This window comes from Rhizobium skierniewicense, from assembly GCF_014196515.1.
Taxonomy (GTDB): domain Bacteria; phylum Pseudomonadota; class Alphaproteobacteria; order Rhizobiales; family Rhizobiaceae; genus Agrobacterium; species Agrobacterium skierniewicense.
In genome coordinates, this window is the sequence record NZ_JACIDV010000004.1 from 265,564 (window position 1) to 280,306 (window position 14,743).

The 14,743-nt window shown below is 57.1% G+C and carries 11 protein-coding genes; 10 read left to right on the forward strand and 1 reads right to left on the reverse strand.

Features of this window, described 5'->3' with window-relative positions; genetic code table 11:
- Nucleotides 1–4 precede the first annotated feature (4 nt).
- The 7 genes from mraY to GGQ73_RS08270 all read left to right on the forward strand — a co-directional run bounded on the left by mraY (nucleotide 5) and on the right by GGQ73_RS08270 (nucleotide 9,449).
- Nucleotides 5–1,105: a phospho-N-acetylmuramoyl-pentapeptide-transferase gene (gene mraY, locus GGQ73_RS08240; protein WP_183895477.1), complete on the forward strand. Its 1,101-nt coding sequence runs from the start codon at nucleotides 5–7 to the stop codon at nucleotides 1,103–1,105.
- Nucleotides 1,106–1,109: 4 nt separating this feature from the next.
- Entirely contained in the window at nucleotides 1,110–2,519 is a 1,410-nt protein-coding gene (murD, locus tag GGQ73_RS08245) for a UDP-N-acetylmuramoyl-L-alanine--D-glutamate ligase (protein ID WP_183895479.1), read from the forward strand.
- 4 nt (nucleotides 2,520–2,523) lie between these two features.
- Nucleotides 2,524–3,678: a putative lipid II flippase FtsW gene (gene ftsW, locus GGQ73_RS08250; RefSeq protein ID WP_174153521.1), complete on the forward strand. Its 1,155-nt coding sequence runs from the start codon at nucleotides 2,524–2,526 to the stop codon at nucleotides 3,676–3,678.
- Nucleotides 3,679–3,682: 4 nt separating this feature from the next.
- On the forward strand, nucleotides 3,683–4,822 hold the full coding sequence (gene murG, locus GGQ73_RS08255; RefSeq protein WP_183895481.1) for an undecaprenyldiphospho-muramoylpentapeptide beta-N-acetylglucosaminyltransferase: 1,140 nt from the start codon (nucleotides 3,683–3,685) through the stop codon (nucleotides 4,820–4,822).
- Nucleotides 4,819–6,234, forward strand: coding sequence for a UDP-N-acetylmuramate--L-alanine ligase (murC, locus tag GGQ73_RS08260; RefSeq protein WP_183895483.1), 1,416 nt, complete (start codon nucleotides 4,819–4,821; stop codon nucleotides 6,232–6,234). Before murG ends, murC begins: the two co-directional genes overlap by 4 nt.
- Nucleotides 6,231–7,196, forward strand: a complete 966-nt coding sequence (murB, locus tag GGQ73_RS08265) for a UDP-N-acetylmuramate dehydrogenase (RefSeq protein ID WP_183895485.1) — start codon at nucleotides 6,231–6,233, stop codon at nucleotides 7,194–7,196. The genes murC and murB overlap by 4 nt, the downstream gene beginning before the upstream one ends.
- Before the next feature lie 261 nt (nucleotides 7,197–7,457).
- Nucleotides 7,458–9,449: a glycosyltransferase family 2 protein gene (locus GGQ73_RS08270; protein WP_183895487.1), complete on the forward strand. Its 1,992-nt coding sequence runs from the start codon at nucleotides 7,458–7,460 to the stop codon at nucleotides 9,447–9,449.
- Between the two features lie 87 nt (nucleotides 9,450–9,536).
- On the opposite strand, the gene GGQ73_RS08275 is transcribed toward GGQ73_RS08270, so the two are convergent.
- Complete coding sequence (locus GGQ73_RS08275) at nucleotides 9,537–10,841, reverse strand: MFS transporter (protein WP_183895489.1); 1,305 nt, start codon at nucleotides 10,839–10,841, stop codon at nucleotides 9,537–9,539.
- Nucleotides 10,842–11,525: 684 nt separating this feature from the next.
- On the opposite strand from GGQ73_RS08275, the gene GGQ73_RS08280 reads away from it, so the two are divergent.
- From GGQ73_RS08280 to ftsA, 3 genes are read left to right on the forward strand one after another with little or no spacing between them, the layout of a single operon-like run.
- Nucleotides 11,526–12,452: a D-alanine--D-alanine ligase gene (locus tag GGQ73_RS08280; RefSeq protein ID WP_183895491.1), complete on the forward strand. Its 927-nt coding sequence runs from the start codon at nucleotides 11,526–11,528 to the stop codon at nucleotides 12,450–12,452.
- Complete coding sequence (locus GGQ73_RS08285; protein WP_174153513.1) at nucleotides 12,440–13,369, forward strand: cell division protein FtsQ/DivIB; 930 nt, start codon at nucleotides 12,440–12,442, stop codon at nucleotides 13,367–13,369. Before GGQ73_RS08280 ends, GGQ73_RS08285 begins: the two co-directional genes overlap by 13 nt.
- Complete coding sequence (ftsA, locus tag GGQ73_RS08290; protein WP_174153512.1) at nucleotides 13,366–14,697, forward strand: cell division protein FtsA; 1,332 nt, start codon at nucleotides 13,366–13,368, stop codon at nucleotides 14,695–14,697. Before GGQ73_RS08285 ends, ftsA begins: the two co-directional genes overlap by 4 nt.
- The last annotated feature ends 46 nt before the right edge of the window (nucleotides 14,698–14,743 follow it).

A 14,743-nucleotide genomic window follows, 5' to 3' on the forward strand; every position in this document is an offset into this window, starting at 1 on the left:
AAACATGCTGATCTGGCTCGTTGAACTGTCGGACCACGTCCAAATCTTCAACCTGTTCCGGTACATCACGTTCCGGGCCGGTGCGGCGTTGTTTACCTCTGCCCTCATCGTCTTTCTGTTTGGTCCCGCCATCATCAATTCTCTGCGCATCCGGCAGGGCAAGGGACAGCCGATACGCGCCGATGGGCCGCAGACCCATTTCAAGAAGGCTGGAACGCCCACCATGGGCGGTTTGATGATCCTTGCAGGCATTCTCGGCGGCTCGCTTCTGTGGGGCGATCTCTCCAACGTCTATGTTGTCTCGGTTCTGATGGTAACGCTCGGCTTTGGAGCCATTGGTTTTTACGATGACTATCTCAAGGTTACCAAGCAGAGCGACAAGGGCTTTTCCGGTAAGGCGCGTCTCGGCATCGAATTTCTGATTGCGGCTATCGCCGTGTTCTTCATGATGGAAGTGGCACTCGCCACCGCGCCGCATGGCGGGACGCTTGGAAGCTCGATTGCCTTTCCGTTCTTCAAGGAATTTGTTGTCAATATCGGCTATTTCTTCGTGCTGTTCGGTGCCTTCGTCATCGTTGGTGCAGGCAATGCGGTCAATCTGACGGATGGTCTCGACGGTCTTGCCATCGTGCCGGTCATGATTGCGGCTGCGACCTTCGGTGTTATTTCCTATCTCGTGGGCAACGCGATTTTCGCTAACTATCTTCAGATCAATTTTGTACCTGGAACGGGCGAGCTTGCCGTCATCGTCGGTGCCGTCATTGGTGGCGGGCTTGGCTTCCTCTGGTTCAATGCGCCGCCTGCCGCTATTTTCATGGGTGACACCGGTTCGCTGGCACTTGGCGGTCTGATTGGCTCCATCGCCGTTGCCGTCAAGCATGAGATCGTCATGATCATCGTCGGCGGTCTGTTCGTCATGGAAACGCTATCCGTCATCATTCAGGTGTTCTGGTTCAAGCGCACCGGCAGACGCGTGTTCCTGATGGCACCGATCCACCACCATTTCGAAAAGAAGGGCTGGACGGAAAGCCAGGTCGTCATCCGCTTCTGGATCATCTCCGTTGGTCTTGCGATGCTCGGCCTTGCCACGTTGAAGCTGAGATAATCGAATGATCCCTGTCACCTCATTTGCCGGACAATATGTTGCCCTTTTTGGTCTGGGTGGCTCTGGGCTCGTGACCGCTCGCGCGCTGGTGGCAGGAGGTGCCGAGGTTACGGCATTCGACGATAATCCCGATAGCGTTGCCAAAGCGCAAGCCGAGGGCATCCATACCGCTGATCTTCGCACACTGGACTGGTCGAAGCTTGCCGCGTTCGTTCTGGCGCCCGGTGTGCCGCTCACGCATCCAAAGCCACATTGGTCGGTCGATCTGGCCCGCGCGGCTGGCGTGGATGTGATCGGCGACATCGAACTTTTCGTGCGCGAACGCCGGGCGCATGCCCCGGATTGCCCATTTATTGCCATCACCGGCACCAATGGCAAGTCTACGACGACGGCGCTGATTGCGCATATCCTGACAGAATCTGGTCGTGACACGCAATTGGGTGGCAACATCGGCACGGCGATCCTCAGCCTCGATCCGCCGAAGGCGCAGCGTTTTTATGTGGTCGAATGCTCGTCCTACCAGATCGATCTGGCACCGACGCTGAACCCGACTGCAGGCATTCTGCTCAACCTGACGCCCGACCATCTCGACCGGCACGGCACGATGCAGCATTATGCCGATATCAAGGAGCGGCTGGTTGCAGGCAGCGATACGGCGATCATTGGTGTTGATGACAGCTACTGCACACTGATCGCAGACCGCATCGAACGGGCTGGTGTTACGGTAGCGCGCATTTCCAAACGCAGCGTCGTCGCCGACGGTCTTTATGCCGAGGGTAGTCGCATCATGAAGGCGCAAGGCGGTACGGCTTCGCTGTTGGCCGATCTTGATGGCATCTCTACATTGCGCGGTAGCCACAATGCACAAAACGCGGCAGCAGCGATCGCCGCTTGCCTTGCGGTTGGCGTTTCTGCGGATGAGGTGACGGCGGGGCTCAAATCCTTCCCCGGTCTCAAGCACCGGATGCAGCCTGTTGGCCGCCGTGGCAACGTCACCTTCGTCAATGACAGTAAGGCGACCAATGCGGATGCGGCGGCACCTGCCCTGTCCAGCTACGACCGCATCTACTGGATTGCAGGCGGTCTGCCGAAGGCGGGCGGCATCACCAGTCTTTCGCCGCTGTTCTCTCACGTTGCAAAGGCATATCTTATCGGCGAGGCAGCTGCTGAATTTGCTGCGACATTGGGTGACAGCGTACCCTATGAAATCGCTGGTACTCTCGAAAAGGCGATCGAGCATGCAGCAGCAGATGCGCAGGCGGATGGTCGCGATGGCAATGTCGTGATGTTATCACCGGCTTGCGCAAGCTTCGATCAGTACAAGAATTTTGAAACTCGTGGTGATTCGTTCGTCAGCCATGTCGCAGCACTGGATGGTGTGACGATGCTGGTTGGTTTGAAAAAGGGAGTCTGAAGAAATGGTAAGCCGTATAGACCGGGGACCGGTCGCGGAATGGTTCTGGACCATCGACCGTTTCTTTCTGACGGCGTTCATCGCGCTGATGGGCATTGGACTGATGCTGTCTTTCGCGGCATCGCCTGCCGTGGCCGAGCGTATCGGCCTCAACAGCTTCTTCTTCGTGGAGCGGCAGGCCATGTTCATGGTGCCATCGGTGGCAATCATGCTGGGCCTGTCTTTCCTATCGCCGCGCCAAGTGCGACGTGTCGCCGTCATCATGCTCATCGTCGCGTTATTGATGATGATCTTTGCGCTGTTCTTCGGGATCGAGGTGAAGGGCGCGCGCCGTTGGATTTCGATCGGCAGCTTCTCCATTCAGCCCTCCGAATTCATGAAGCCAGCCTTTGTGATCGTCTGCGCCTGGCTTTTTGCCGAACGTGCGCGTCACCCTGAAATTCCAGGTAATCTGTTCGCCATCATCACCTTCGGCATCGTGGCCGCTCTTCTCATTGCACAGCCTGACTTTGGCCAGACCATTCTCACGTCTGTCGTGTGGGGTGGCATGTTCTTCATGGCCGGTATTCCCTGGTTCTGGATCATCATGCTGGGCGGCCTTGGTGTCGGCGGCATCGTCACCGCTTATCTGATGCTGCCTCACGTTGCCGGCCGTATCGACCGTTTCTGGACGGGCGAGGGCGACACGTTTCAGGTGGATACCGCTCGCGAAGCCATCATTCGCGGCAACTGGTTTGGCCAGGGTCCGGGCGAAGGCATCGTCAAGCGCATCATCCCCGACAGCCACACCGACTTTATCTTCTCCGTTGCGGCGGAAGAGTTCGGCATTCTGTTTTGCATGCTGCTGGTGGCGATCTTCGCCTTTATCGTGCTGCGAGGCCTGAGCCATGCGTTCAAGGAAAAGGATGATTTCGTCCGCTTTGCCGTTGCTGGTCTTGTGCTACAGATTGGCATGCAGTCGATGATCAATATCGGCGTTAATCTGGAACTCATGCCTGCCAAGGGCATGACGCTGCCGCTGATTTCCTATGGCGGTTCTTCCATGATGGCGATTTGCGTGACAGCCGGTTTCCTGCTGGCGCTCACCCGCCACCGCCCTGAAAAACGTGCGCAGGAACGCAGTTTCTTCCGGGTCAATGCAGGCCTTCCTGCGGAGTAAAAATATGAGCAAAGGCATCGTTCTGCTTGCCGCCGGGGGAACCGGCGGCCATGTGTTTCCGGCAGAGGCGCTGGCATACGAGTTGAAGGCACGCGGTTATGCCGTGCATCTGGTGACCGACAGCCGCGCGGAACGTTATGCGGGCACATTTCCGGCGGACGAAATCCACGTTGTGCCATCGGCGACCATCGGCTCGAAGAACCCCGTTGCCGTGGCCAAAGCCTTGCTGAAACTGTGGACTGGCCTGCGGGCCGCGCGCCGTCTCGTCACCAGGCTGAAGCCGGTGGCCGTGGTGGGTTTCGGCGGTTATCCCACCGTGCCGCCGCTTCTGGCCTCCACGGGACTTGGTGTGCCGTCGCTGATCCACGAGCAAAATGCCGTTATGGGTCGCGCCAACAAGGCGCTTGCCAAACGTGTGAAAGCAATCGCCGGGGGCTTTCTGCCGGAGACTCAAGGGGAATATGCCGAAAAGACCGTGGCGACAGGAAATCCGGTTCGCCCCGCAGTTCTGGCTGCTGCCGAGGTCGCTTACACGCCTTCCCATGCGGGCGAGGCTTTTCAGCTTGTCGTCTTTGGCGGAAGCCAGGGCGCCCAGTTTTTTTCCGGCGCGGTTCCGGCTGCGATCTGCCTCATGCCCAACGAGATGCGTGCCCGTATGTCCGTGACACAGCAGGCGCGGCCCGAAGACAAGGAAAGCGTGATCGCATCCTACAAGAAGCTTGGAGTCAACGCGGATGTCTCCCCCTTCTTCGGCGACATGGCAGAGCGGATCGCAGAAGCCGATCTCGTCATCAGCCGTTCGGGTGCTTCGACAGTCTCGGAACTGTCCGTCATCGGGCGTCCATCCGTGCTGGTGCCTTACCCGCATGCGCTGGATCACGACCAGGCCGCCAATGCCGCAGCCCTTTCGGCAGCGGGTGGCGCCAGCGTCATCAAGCAATCCGATCTGTCTCCGCAAAAGCTTTCATCGCTGCTCAGCGATGCCATGAACGATCCCGATCGTCTGGCGCAAACGGCGGCGGCTGCGAAAGCGACCGGCAAGCCGGATGCCGCCCAGCGTCTCGCCGATCTGGTCGAGGCGATTGCGACGGGGAAATCCGTTCAAGAATTCAAATTAAAAAATAAAGAAGGAGTGCATCTATGAAGATGCCGAAAGCGATCGGTCTTGTCCATTTCATCGGAATTGGCGGCATCGGCATGAGCGGCATTGCCGAAGTGCTTCACAACCTCGGCCATCGCGTACAGGGCTCCGATCAGGCAGACAGCGCCAATGTGCAGCGTCTGCGCGAGAAGGGCATAGACGTTTTCATCGGCCATACGGCGGAAAGCCTGGGGGAAGCGGAAGTCGTGGTCGTTTCGACGGCCATCAAGAAAAATAACCCTGAACTGGTCGCAGCGCGTGAAAAGCACCTGCCGATCGTTCGCCGTGCCGAAATGCTGGCCGAGTTGATGCGTTTCCGCAATGCGATCGCCATTGGCGGCACACATGGCAAGACGACGACAACCTCCATGGTCGCGACGTTGCTGGAAGCCGGCAATCTCGATCCCACCGTCATCAATGGCGGCATCATCAATGCTTACGGCACCAATGCGCGCATGGGTGAGGGCGAGTGGATGGTGGTGGAGGCCGACGAATCGGATGGCACCTTCCTGAAACTGCCTGCCGATGTCGCCGTTATCACCAATATCGACCCCGAGCATCTGGACCATTACGGCAACTTCGATGCCGTGCGCGCGGCCTTCCGCCAGTTTGTGGAAAATGTGCCGTTCTACGGTTTCGGCGTGCTGTGCATCGACCATCCTGAAGTGCAGACGCTGGTGGGCAAGATTGAGGATCGCAAGGTCATCACTTACGGCGAAAACCCGCAGGCCGACGTGCGCTTCTCCAATGTTCGGATCGACGGGACCAAGTCGATTTTCGACGTGGAAATCCGTCGTCGTCGCACGGGCAAGATCTTCACATTTACCGATCTCGTTTTGCCCATGCCGGGTCGCCACAACGTGTCGAATGCTACGGCGGCGATTGCAGTTGCCAACCGCCTTGGCATTTCCGTCGAAGACATCAAGAAGGGGCTTGCGTCTTTCGGTGGCGTCAAGCGTCGCTTCACGCTGACGGGCGAATCCAACGGCGTGCAGGTGTTTGATGATTACGGCCACCACCCGGTCGAGATCAAAGCGGTACTGAAGGCAGCGCGTGAGGCTTGCGGCGGCCGGATCATTGCTGTCCACCAGCCTCACCGTTACTCGCGTCTTTCCAGCCTGTTTGAAGATTTTGCACATTGTTTCAACGACGCGGACACAATTCTTCTTGCTCCGGTCTATGCGGCGGGTGAAGATGCAATCGAGGGTGTGAACTCCGAGACGCTTGTTTCAGCCACCAGGGCTGCTGGCCATCGCGATGCTCGCCATCTCTCCTCCCGCGACGATCTTGCCAAGACTGTCGCAGCGATTGCGAAACCGGGTGATTTCGTGGTTCTTCTGGGGGCTGGCAACATCACGCAATGGGCGGCGGCGCTGCCCTCAGAATTGGATAGCATTTCAGGAAAGTCTGCATGAGACAGGTGGATGGGGTAAAGTTGCTGGGACGACTCGGCGACGGAGTGAATGAACTCAGAGGACGTTTGACGCCGGATAGTCCGATGGACCGCGTGACGTGGTTCAGGGCGGGTGGTCTGGCGGAACTGATGTTTCAGCCCCACGATACAGACGATCTCATTGCTTTTCTAAAGCTTCTGCCGGAAGATGTACCGCTGACGGTCGTCGGCGTCGGTTCCAACCTGCTGGTCCGTGATGGTGGCATTCCGGGGGTCGTCGTGCGCCTGTCCGCCAAGGGATTTGGTCAGGTGGAACTTGCGGGCGAAAACCGCATCAAAGCCGGTGCGATCTGCCCCGATAAACACATCTCCGCCATGGCGATGGATAACGGTATCGGCGGTTTCCATTTTTACTATGGCATTCCTGGCTCCATCGGTGGGGCGCTGCGTATGAATGCTGGTGCCAATGGTGGCGAGACACGCGAGCGCGTGGTGGAGGTCTACGCCGTTGACCGCAAGGGCAACAGTCATGTGCTGTCCAATGCCGACATGGGTTACAGCTACCGCCATTCGGAAGCGTCGAAGGATCTGATCTTCACCGGTGCCTTGTTCGAGGGGTATCCGGAGGATCGAGCAAAAATCCGCGCCGATATGGATGCGGTGCGCCTTCACCGCGAGACGGTTCAGCCGATCCGCGAACAGACCGGTGGCTCGACGTTCAAGAATCCGGAGGGACATTCGGCCTGGAGCCTCATCGATGAGGCTGGCGGGCGCGGTATGGTCATCGGCGGTGCACAGATGTCGTCGCTGCACTGCAATTTCATGATCAACACGGGCCACGCGACAGGCTACGATTTGGAATATCTGGGAGAAGCCGTGCGCAAGCGCGTTTTCGAACATGCGGGCATCCGCCTGGAATGGGAAATCAAGCGGCTCGGGCTGTTCATGCCAGGCCGTGAGGTGGAGCCGTTTTTCGGAGCATAATGATATCAGGCAAGTGATCGCGCTTTTATCGGCGTATGTGACGTCGGGTGCCGATTTCTCTGAGACAGTACAAAGCCCGCGAAGCCACTGACTTCGCGGGCTTTTCTGTGTGTTTGATTCCGGATCAGGCGTCTTCCTTGCACATCCGACTGATTTTTTTGGAAGTGCACTCTTGCATAAATGCAATCATAGGATACATTAAAAATAAATACTACTTTAAGTAATTTCATTATTTAAGCCAATTTATATTTGGATTTTCTTATGAGCTCATATTTCATCGAATATTGGCAAGCGCACAGTGCTGGCCTCTCGCAAGCGTTGTTTGTTTTCTCATGCTGGTTTGCATTTTTCTGTGGCCTTTGGACCGTCGTCACGACAACGGATGTCTACCGGGTGCGATGGGCGTCGCGCTACGATGTTCTTCAGGTTCACGGTATAGCCATTGCGGCTGCAGCGCTCTCGTCTCTCGCGGTGCCGATCAGCGACCTCGTGCCGGCAGTGTCGATTGTGGTGATCATTTCGCTGTTTCTGGCGGTGTTCCTACCCCGTCTGAGCGCGGCAGGGCTATCCTTCGTGATTGCCGGACCGCTATCGACCATATCGGGTTCTGTTTGGGCGTATAAATGGTTGAACACCAACGGCTATCCCTCGTTTTTGCTTCTGGCAATCGTCTTGCTTGGTGTGATATCCATCTTCCGAATTGCTTTCGTAATTTACGTCCAGCTCGGCACATTCGGGCTTCTGGTGCGGAAACAATGGTCGCGGCCTGTCGCGCCGCATCCTGCCGGCCAGAGCCAGCGGCGGGTCTCCATCCATGTGCCCGTTCACGCAGAACCCGCTCATATCGTTATCGAAACCCTTAAAAGCATTGCGAGATTGGACTACGACAATTTCGAGGTCTTGGTCTGCGATAACAACACCGTCGATGGGTCGCTGTGGAAACCGGTTGAGGCCTATTGCGAAACGCTTAACGACGCGATCGGCGAAAAGCGCTTTCGTTTCTTTCACGTCGAAGGCTTGACGGGCGCAAAGGCCGGGGCTCTCAACCTATGCCTCGATCATACGGATCCGAGCGCAGAACTGATTGCTCTGGTAGACTCAGACTATCTCTGCGAGCCGGGATTTCTCTCTGATCTCGTACCGTTTTTCGATGAACCGCGTTTTGGTTTCGTACAGACCTCGCATGATTACCGCAGCAACGAGGCAAACGTTTTCAACCGCGCCTGTTATTGGGAATATATGGTTCCGAACCGTCTGGAATATGCCGGTGCGAGCGAAATGCAGGCATCCTTCACGATCGGAACAATGTGTGTATTTCGCAAGAGCGCCATTGAAGAGGCGGGGCGATGGGCAGAATGGTGCCAGACGGAGGATTCCGAGATTGCCATCAGAATCCGGGCGGCAGGCTATGACGGTCTATTTCTGCCCTATACCTATGGCCGCGGCCTGATGCCGGACAATTTTGCAGACTGGAAAAAGCAGCGTTTCCGCTGGACATACGGGCCTGTGCAACAGCTCCGTCGTCACTGGAGACTTCTTTTGCCAGTGTGGCTTGGCGGCTCGCCAAACCTCAAGGCGTGGGGAAAGTGCTATGAGGTCGTCCGCTCTCTGGTGGCTTTGATCATACCTGTTGGACTTGTCGGAAATGTCGTCTTTGCCGCCGCGTATCCCGTCCTTGTCTGGCAAGGCATGTTACCGAGTGTTCAGATACCGTCTCAGGCCATTTTTTTCATGGGCCTTATCCTCGCAAATGGTGTCCTCCGGTCCGTTGCCGAATACCGGATATGCGGCTGCCATAAACTCAGTAACATGCTCGCTGCTGAACTTGCGGCGCTTGCATTGAGATTCGTGTGGAGCTCTGCGTCCGTCTACGCGGCTGTCGGGCGGAAAATCGAATGGCGCAGAACGCCCAAATTTTTGTCACGTCAAACGGTGTGGTCAGCGCTGAGTGGCGCTTCCACGGAACTTGCGTTGGCGATGTCGCTGTTGCCTGTGGTCGGGCTGATCATATACGTGGGACAGTTCATCCAATGGAGCGATATCGCGATCTCGATTGCCGCGTTGATTTACCCTCTTGTCACCTTTGCAGCCGCTCCGATCATGGCGTTGCTTGCTCTCGGAGGCGGTTCGGAAAAGGCTGATCATTTTCGTGACAAGCGATACCTTCCTCTCCCTCCTGCAACGGCGAGGCCCGTCTTACGTTTGGCCGGTGCGGAAATACCGGCGGCTGCCAAAGTGCTTGGCGAAGCGTAGGGTGTAGGGTCCGTTCAAACGCTTCGAAGGATCGTCTGCAATTTTGTTGGTGTTGGCGGCGTCGGTCATGCCGCCAACACCGCCGGATCAGACTTCGTCCTTGCGCGACAGCAAGATGCAGGCGAGCGTTACAACCGCTGCGAAGCAGAGGTAATAGCCGACATAGGCCATGCCGTATGTTACCTGCAGTGACGTGGCGATGTAAGGCGCGAGTGATGCACCGAAGATACCCGCCATGTTGAAGGTGATGGACGAACCCGTATAGCGTACCGTCGTGGGGAAGGGTGCTGCGAGCGCCGTGCCGATCAGGCCGTAGGTCATGCCCATCAGTGCCATTGCGAGAGCGGCAAAGACGAAGATCGAAGCTTCACCACCGGTCATCAGGCCAGGAAGAAGGAAGGAAAAGGCACCGATCAGGACCGTGGTGGCGATCAGAACTTCGCGACGGCCGAAGCGCTCGGCGAGTTTTCCCGCGATCGGGATGAAGATACCGAAAACGACCGAGCTCACGAGTTGCACTTCCAGCGCATCGAGGAACGGAATCTTCAGAACCTTGACGTTGTAGGACAACAGGTAGGCGGTACCGATGTAGAACAGCACGAAGGTTGCCAGCGCCACGAACGTGCCGAGCAAAAGGCTGCGCTTGTGATGGCGGAAGAGTTCGGCCACGGGAACGGCGACACGCTCCTCCTTGTCGATGGCCTTCTGAAAGGCAGGGGTTTCCGTGATCGACAGGCGAACCCACAGGCCGACCGCGATCAGGATGATGGAGGCGACGAAAGGAATGCGCCAGCCCCAGCTGAGCAGCTGTTCCTGCGACATGACGTGCAGCAAAATCCAGAAGACGCCGGACGACAGGAAAAGACCGAGTGGAGCACCGAGCTGCGGGAACATGCCGTACCAGCTGCGCTTACCGGGAGGCGCGTTTTCCGTGGCCAGAAGAACTGCACCACCCCATTCGCCACCCAAGCCGAAGCCCTGACCAAAGCGGCATAGCGCAAGCAGCAAAGGCGCCAGAACACCAGCGGTTTCGTAAGACGGCAGGAGGCCGATGATGACGGTTGACACCCCCATCGTCAAAAGCGCAGCCACCAAAGTGGTTTTGCGGCCAACGCGGTCACCATAGTGACCGAAGACGACGGCACCCAGCGGGCGGGCGAAGAAGGCGATGGAGAAGGTTGCGAAAGATGCGAGCAGAGCTGTCATCGGGTCGTTGTTAGGGAAGAACAACGTCGGAAACACGAGCACAGCTGCGGTCGCATAAACGTAAAAGTCGAAGAATTCGATGGTCGTGCCGACCACGCTGGCAGTGAGAACTCGTGCAGGCGAATTTGTCTTTACATCGTTCGGCGTGTCAGCTGTCGGCGATACTTTGAATATCGCGTCAGACATGAGATTTTTCCATTGTTAAGTAACACTTATGACCCTTTACCGGGGTAAGGCTGCGTTAACGTAATTTTCGATCTTTTGAAACGGTTAAAACGCAACATTCTGGAAAAAACCCAACGAAAAATCGATGTCAGAGCAACGTTCTGTGATGTGTTTAACGTGGTTCGGTCGCTTTTGGTGCTCATGGAAAATCGGGATGCTTGGCTGGAATGGGACCGTTTCCGTCGCGGTTCTCGGACCATGCGATTTTAAAGACGGAGTCCGTTCGCGTGACATTCATCACCAAAATGATCCTGGGCATCTCCGCTCTTCCAGCGTCCTGTAATGAGATTACAGACCGCGGCGGCATCGGTGATGACCAAAAACGGCTGGGGAAAGGTGGCGAATCTTAACGAATCGATCTTGCTTTTGCCGTTGCGGCCTCCTGTCCACACAACGTTTTTATTTCCTGCCGTTGGAATTCTGAATCTTGCATTGGCCGCAACTCTCTGATTCCAAGGAAGGAATCCCGGCCTGAAGTGATTCTTTAACAAAAATCATATCATCGGCGTCTTCGGTTAACGAAAGTAAACACTTCATTAACCTTAATGGCGCTTAGTGATTGGCAACGGAGCGGACGAGAGAATCGCGCGAACTGATTGATGGTTGGCGTATCTCGTTCAGGTGATTTTGGTGTCAGAGGTTTTCATGAGCGGCAAACACGTAGCTGTTCTTTTGGGTGGGTTTTCTTCCGAGCGGCCGGTCAGCCTCTCGTCGGGAGAGGCTTGCGCCACAGCTCTGGAAGGCGAGGGCTTTCGGGTCACACGCGTCGACGTGGACCGGAATGTCGCCGCAACGCTGTCTGCGCTGCGCCCCGACGTCGCGTTTAACGCGCTCCATGGTCCCTATGGCGAAGACGGCACCATTCAAGGCGTTCTCGAATATCTTGAAATTCCCTACACACACTCCGGCGTTCTGGCGTCTTCGCTGGCGATGAACAAATCGCAAGCCAAGAAGGTCGCTGCCGCAGCTGGTATTCCTGTCGCCGTCGAGAAGGTTCTGAACCGCTTCGATATCGGCAACGAGCACCCGCTTGCGCCACCTTACGTCGTCAAGCCGGTCAGCGAAGGTTCGAGCTTTGGCGTTGTGATGGTCAAGGAAGATCAGTCGCACCCGCCGCAAATCCTGGGTTCTAGTGAATGGCGTTACGGCGATTCCGTGATGGTCGAGCGCTACATCCATGGTCGCGAGTTCACATGCGGTGTCATGAACGGTGAGGCTTTGGCCGTTACCGAAGTGATACCGTTGGGTCACGGATTTTACGATTACGACGCGAAATACGCAAAAGGTGGCTCAAAGCATGTCATTCCTGCGGAAATTTCACCAAAAATTTACCAAAAAATCCAATCATTGGCGGTCATGGCGCATCAGGTGATTGGCTGCCGTGGCGTGAGCCGTTCGGACTTCCGCTACGACGACCGTTTCTCAGAAGAAGGTGAATTGATCTGGCTTGAGATAAACACTCAGCCGGGCATGACGCCGACCTCCCTCGTGCCCGAAATGGCAGCTTATGCAGGACAATCCTTTGGTGAGTTTGTCCGCTGGATGGTGGAGGATGCTTCGTGTTCGCGATAACAGGCAAAAAAACGTCCGTTAAAAAGCGCGAACAGTCCGCTTCGGCGTCAGTCGATGATCGGATGGTTCTGCCGCGCCCGCTGCGAAAGGTGTTCCGTTTCGGCGTTTCGCTGGTAACCGGACGCGTTCATGTTCCTGCCCATACAGGCACGCTGGCAACAGCTGCATTCTTTTCATGCGTCGGTCTTTACGGAATGTCGCTTGGTGGCCACACGAACCTTGTCACCCAGGCGACGACATCTGCGGCTGGTTTTGCGATCGAGGACGTTAAGGTTTCCGGAAACATCCAGACATCTGAAATCGAAGTGTTCCAGCTTTTGGGTCTTGATGGTGCAACGTCGTTGATCGCGCTTGATGTAAATGCTGCGCGCAAGAAGCTGACCGAACTGCCTTGGGTCGAAGACGTGGATGTTCGCAAGATCTATCCCAAGACCATCGAAGTTCGCCTCAGGGAGCGCGAAGCTTTCGGCATCTGGCAGCATGGCACCGAGCTTTCGCTGATCGAAAAAAGCGGCAGCGTCATCGCGCCCCTGCGTGACAACAAATATGCGGGTCTGCCGTTGTTTGTCGGACGCGATGCTGAAACCGGCGCGGCGGGTTTTGTTGACGAACTGGCCGACTGGCCGGAGATCCGCAACCGCGTTCGTGCCTATGTTCGCGTTGCCGGTCGCCGCTGGGATCTGCATCTGGACAACGGCATCGTTGTCAAGCTGCCGGAAGAAAATGTGCCCAAGGCGCTGCAATTGCTGTCACGCATGGATATGGAAGACAAGGTTCTTTCCCGCGATGTGGCCGCGGTTGATTTGCGCCTTTCGGACCGCACGACTGTGCAATTGACCGAAGGTGCAGCCGAGCGTCGTGTGAAGGCTGTCGAAGCTCGCTCCAAGGCGCTCAAGTTGGCGGAGAAGAACACATGAGCTTTTTCGGTTCTGCCCATTTCGGTCTCCCGCGTTTGAAGCCTCTGTCTTCCAAGCGCAGCCATGTCGTCTCTGTGCTCGATATCGGTTCGACCAAGGTCGTGTGCATGATCGGTCGTCTCACGCCTCGTGAGGAAACCGAAGTGCTGCCGGGTCGCACCCACAAGGTTGACGTCATCGGTATCGGTCATCAGCGTTCACGCGGCGTAAAGTCCGGCGTGATTGCCGATCTGGACGCGCTGGAAGGCGTCATTCGTCTGGCCGTCGATGCAGCCGAGCGCATGGCGGGTCTGACCGTCGACAGCTTGATCGTCAACGTTTCGGCGGGCCGTCTGGCCAGCGACATCTATACCGCCAGCATCGATCTGGGTGGTCAGGAAGTGGAATCGGGCGATCTTCGCAAGGTTCTGATTGCGGCCAGCCAACAGTCTCTGCGTCAGGACCGCGCCATTCTGCATTCCCTACCAACCGGCTACTCGCTGGATGGCGAACGCGGCATTCGCGATCCGCTCTCCATGTATGGCGATCTGCTGGGCGTGGACATGCATGTCGTGACCGCCGAGCGAACGGCTCTGAAGAACCTCGAACTGTGCATCAACCGGGCTCACCTTTCGGTCGAAGGCATTGTTGCGACACCTTACGCCAGCGGCCTTGCAGCCCTGGTGGATGACGAAGTCGAACTGGGTTGCGCTGCCATCGACATGGGCGGCGGCACGACGACGATTTCGGTTTTTGCCGAGGGCCGTCTGGTTCACACCGATGCCATCGGTCTTGGTGGACACCACGTCACCACCGATCTTGCGCGGGGTCTTTCGACCCGTATCGAAGATGCGGAGCGCCTGAAGGTCGTGCACGGTTCGGCGCTGGCCAACGGTTCTGACGACCGCGACATGATCGCTGTGCCACCGATTGGCGAAGACGATCGTGACCAGCCTTCGCAGGTATCGCGTGCCCTCGTCAGCCGTATCGTGCGGGCGCGCATTGAAGAGACATTGGAATTGATCCGCGACCGCATCCAGAAGTCGGGTTTCTCCCCGATTGTTGGTAAGCGCGTGGTTCTGACCGGAGGTGCCAGTCAGTTGACCGGCCTGCCGGAAACGGCGCGGCGCATTCTTGCCCGCAACGTTCGCATCGGCCGCCCCATGGGCGTGTCCGGCCTGCCGGTCGCGGCCAAAGGCCCGGCCTTTTCCACAGCCTGCGGGCTGATGATTTATCCGCAAATCGCGGACATCGAAATCCATGCGGCGCAGAACGGAATGTTCTCGCCGTTCGGAACAGGTAGTGGCCGGATCGCCCGCGTAGGGCAATGGCTGAAAGAAAGTTTCTGACCTCTGTCTGCCCATCGGGCAGGGGACCGAGTGAAGTTGATTAAGA

Excerpts from the sequence above, each read along its gene's own strand:
- mraY (WP_183895477.1), top strand. The coding sequence starts at position 5 with ATGCTGATCTGGCTCGTTGAACTGTCGGACCACGTCCAAATCTTCAAC.
- ftsA (WP_174153512.1), top strand. The coding sequence starts at position 13,366 with ATGAGCTTTTTCGGTTCTGCCCATTTCGGTCTCCCGCGTTTGAAGCCT.
- GGQ73_RS08270 (WP_183895487.1), top strand. The coding sequence starts at position 7,458 with ATGAGCTCATATTTCATCGAATATTGGCAAGCGCACAGTGCTGGCCTC.
- ftsW (WP_174153521.1), top strand. The coding sequence starts at position 2,524 with ATGGTAAGCCGTATAGACCGGGGACCGGTCGCGGAATGGTTCTGGACC.
- GGQ73_RS08280 (WP_183895491.1), top strand. The coding sequence starts at position 11,526 with ATGAGCGGCAAACACGTAGCTGTTCTTTTGGGTGGGTTTTCTTCCGAG.
- murD (WP_183895479.1), top strand. The coding sequence starts at position 1,110 with ATGATCCCTGTCACCTCATTTGCCGGACAATATGTTGCCCTTTTTGGT.
- murG (WP_183895481.1), top strand. The coding sequence starts at position 3,683 with ATGAGCAAAGGCATCGTTCTGCTTGCCGCCGGGGGAACCGGCGGCCAT.
- GGQ73_RS08275 (WP_183895489.1), bottom strand. The coding sequence starts at position 10,841 with ATGTCTGACGCGATATTCAAAGTATCGCCGACAGCTGACACGCCGAAC.
- murC (WP_183895483.1), top strand. The coding sequence starts at position 4,819 with ATGAAGATGCCGAAAGCGATCGGTCTTGTCCATTTCATCGGAATTGGC.
- murB (WP_183895485.1), top strand. The coding sequence starts at position 6,231 with ATGAGACAGGTGGATGGGGTAAAGTTGCTGGGACGACTCGGCGACGGA.